The sequence below is a fragment of the Protofrankia sp. CiT1 genome, from assembly GCF_917627335.1.
In the GTDB taxonomy this organism is placed as follows: domain Bacteria; phylum Actinomycetota; class Actinomycetes; order Frankiales; family Frankiaceae; genus Protofrankia.
The window spans coordinates 1-3001 of record NZ_CAKJTP010000275.1; the positions used below are offsets into that span (position 1 = coordinate 1).

The following is a 3001-nucleotide window of genomic DNA, read 5'->3' on the forward strand; positions in this document are numbered from 1 at the left end:
CACCCCACGACCAGGCCCACGACCGGCCGCACGGGCTTGGCGCACGCCGTGTCTGACGATCCGCGCGGGCCGGTGTGGCGGACGGCCGTTCTCGGCGAGCCAGCCGGGAACGAATCCGGAAAATCGAACAAATACGACAAAGAAACCCGGCGGATCCGCTGCTTGCTGTGTCCGCACGGCTGCGAGCTGCGGCCCGGCGAGACGGGGGTGTGCGCGGTGCGGCGCAACCACGCCGGTGTGCTGGAGACAGCCACCTACGCCGTCGCCGTCGCGCACCTTGACGCGATCGAGCGCAAGCCCTTCTACCACGTCCGGCCGGGGAGCCGGGTGCTCACGATCGCCGGGCCGGGATGCTCGTTCCGCTGCAACTACTGCGTCAACCACCGGCTGTCCCAGTACGGCCAGGTCGCCGACGTCGCCTGGACAGGCCGGCCCGCGCAACCCGCCGAGCTGGTCGCGCAGGCCGCCGCGAACGGTGCGTCCCTCGCCATGTCCTACGCCGAGCCCGGTCTCGCCCCGGAGCTGACCCTGGCCCTCGCGGCCCTCGCCGCCCCGGCGGGCGTGCCGATCGTGTGGAAGACGAACGGTTTTCTCACCGCGTCCGCGATCGACTTGGTCGCGGGCGCGCTGGACGCGGTGAACATCGACGTCAAGGCCGCGGGGGAGTCCGCGCACCGACGACTCACCGGCGCGCAACTGCGTCCCGTGCTGGACGCGGTCGAGCGGTTGCGTGCCGCCGGCGTGTGGGTGGAGGTCTCCACGCCGCTGATCCCCGGCGTCTCCGCCGAACCGGACGCGCTGCGCGCCATCGCCCGCCACCTCGCCGGCATCGACCCGGACATCCCCTGGCACCTGCTGCGGTTCACCCCGGACTTCCGGATGCGCCGGCCGGCACCGACCAGCCCCGACGTCCTCGAAGCGGCGCGGGCGACCGGGCGGGACGCCGGCTTGCGGTACGTCTACGTCGAACGAGCCCTCGGCGCCGCCGGCCGGGAGACCCGCTGCCCGGCCTGTGACACGGTGCTGGTGCAACGCGGCATCTGGGAGACACTGGAATCCGCGGTCACGCACGGCATCTGCCCGCACTGCGGGCAGTCGATCCCGGGACGATGGGGATGATGGACGACGATGGGGATGATCGGTGAAGGGGCCTGTTGATGGCTGGGTCCGTTGATGGCTGAGGGCACCGCGGCGCAGGCCCGGACCGGCGGGAACGTGTTCGTTGCGTCCCTGCCGGACCTCATCGACGCGTCCGAGTACCCCGGCCATCCGGATGGGCGGCTGGTCCGGGTGCGGATCACCGTGACCGAGTCCGGGGTGGAGATCCTCGGTGACGCGTTCCGCCCGGCCGCGCTGGAGGCGTTGCTGGCCGACGTGGGCGGTGGCGCCACGGAGCAGATGCTGTGCGGCTGAGACCCGACCCCGTGGACGCCGGCGCAGCCGCTCTCGACGAGCTGGCCGACCTCGACGTCGGCATCAACGAGGGATTGGATCCGCAGCCGCCTGCTGAGGCGTCTGACGACGGCCCGGTCGGCCGTGACGGGAGCCGGAGTGCCGTCACCCATTCGGAGTCGTGGTGGACGCACCTGCGCTGCACCCGATGCGGACACACCTTTCGTCGCGGGGACCGGGTCCGGCTGCGGGGGGATGCCACCACCGGCGACCCCGGCTCGGTCGTCCACCTCGATCCGGCGCTGGGCTGCGCGGACGAAGCCGTGGCCACCCGGCAGCACCCGGCGCCCAGCGGGGACACCGCGGCGGACGCCGTGACGAACACCGCGGAGGATGCCGCGGAGCTGGCCGCGTTCGCAGCCGGTCTGCTGGACGCCTGGCCGCCGGCAGGGGACGCACCGGTCGTCCGGCTCGCCCCGCACGCGTTCCAGGTCGCCCGGCCCGACATGGGGCCGGACGCCCCGAAGTGTCTGGTCTGCGCCCACACCTTCCGGCCGGGCGAGCAGGTGGTGGTCTGCCCGTGCGGTCTGCACCGCGGGGTCTGCGTGGCGGCTGTGCACCGGGACCCGGTCGCCGGCCTGACCTGCTGGGACGACTGGCAGCCCGATGGAACGCTCACCCACTGCCCGGTCACGCTCAACCGGGTGGACCGGTGAGCGTTTCCCTCCGCGATCGCTACGCTCGGCAGCGGCTCATCCCCGACTGGGATCAGGACCTGCTCGCCGCCAGTACTGCCGTGATCGTCGGAGTGGGCGCGCTCGGTAACGAGGTGGCGAAGAACCTGGCGCTCGCCGGCGTCGGACGGCTCATCCTCTGCGATCCGGACACGGTTGCGGCGAGCAACCTCAGCCGCGCCGTGCTGCTCGGGCCGGGCGACGTCGGGCAACCGAAGGTCGCCGCCGCGGCCACCGCGCTGGCCCGGCTCGCCCCGGACGTCACCGTCGAGACCCGGCAGGCCGAGCTGGTCACCGGGGTCGGGCTCGGTGAGCTGGCCGACGCCGGGGTCGTGCTGGGCTGTCTGGACAGCCGACGCGCCCGGTTACGCCTGCTCGGGCGGACCGCGCTGGTCGGCGCGCCCCTCGTGGACGGCGGCACTTTTGCGTGGGGCGGCGAGATCCGGTTGCGGGTGGACCCGACGGAGGCCTGCTACGGCTGCTCCCTCACCCCGCACCAGCGGGGTGCGTCCGACCTGCCGTGGAGCTGCGCCGAGATCCGGCCGGACGGCCCGGAACCCGCGTCGATCGTGCCCACGTCGATCGTCGCCGGGTGGATGACCCTGGTCGCGCTGCGCGTCCTGTTCGCCGGCCTGCCGGAGTACCGGATGCTGCGGATCGACGGCACCACCGGCCACACCGCCCCGGTCACCCTGACCCGGGACGCCGGCTGCCCGCACCACCGACCGCTGGACGGGCCCGTCCACCCGCTGCCGGTCGACCACCGTGCCACCGTCGGCGACCTGCTCGACGCCCTGCCGGCCGGCGCGGAACCGTTCACCTGGGCGGCGTTTCCCGTATCAGGGCAGTGCCATCACTGTGGCGAGGCTTACGAT

4 protein-coding genes are annotated in these 3001 nt (G+C 73.3%); all 4 read left to right on the top strand.

Annotated features, from left to right (window positions below):
- Positions 1 to 1119, top strand: a 1119-nt coding sequence (amrS, locus tag MJ785_RS21400; protein WP_239382643.1) for an AmmeMemoRadiSam system radical SAM enzyme, incomplete at its 5' end; no start/stop codon positions are given.
- A gap of 54 nt (positions 1120 to 1173) precedes the next feature.
- Positions 1174 to 1413 (top strand): radical SAM-modified peptide, FtsH ternary system-associated, encoded by a 240-nt coding sequence (locus tag MJ785_RS21405; RefSeq protein ID WP_239382645.1) that lies wholly within the window; start codon positions 1174 to 1176, stop codon positions 1411 to 1413.
- A complete protein-coding gene (locus MJ785_RS21410; RefSeq protein WP_239382647.1) occupies positions 1404 to 2108 on the top strand; it encodes a hypothetical protein in 705 nt (234 codons plus the stop codon). Before MJ785_RS21405 ends, MJ785_RS21410 begins: the two co-directional genes overlap by 10 nt.
- Positions 2105 to 3001 (top strand): ThiF family adenylyltransferase (locus tag MJ785_RS21415; RefSeq protein WP_239382649.1); only part of this gene is annotated, 897 nt, incomplete at its 3' end. The genes MJ785_RS21410 and MJ785_RS21415, both read left to right, overlap by 4 nt.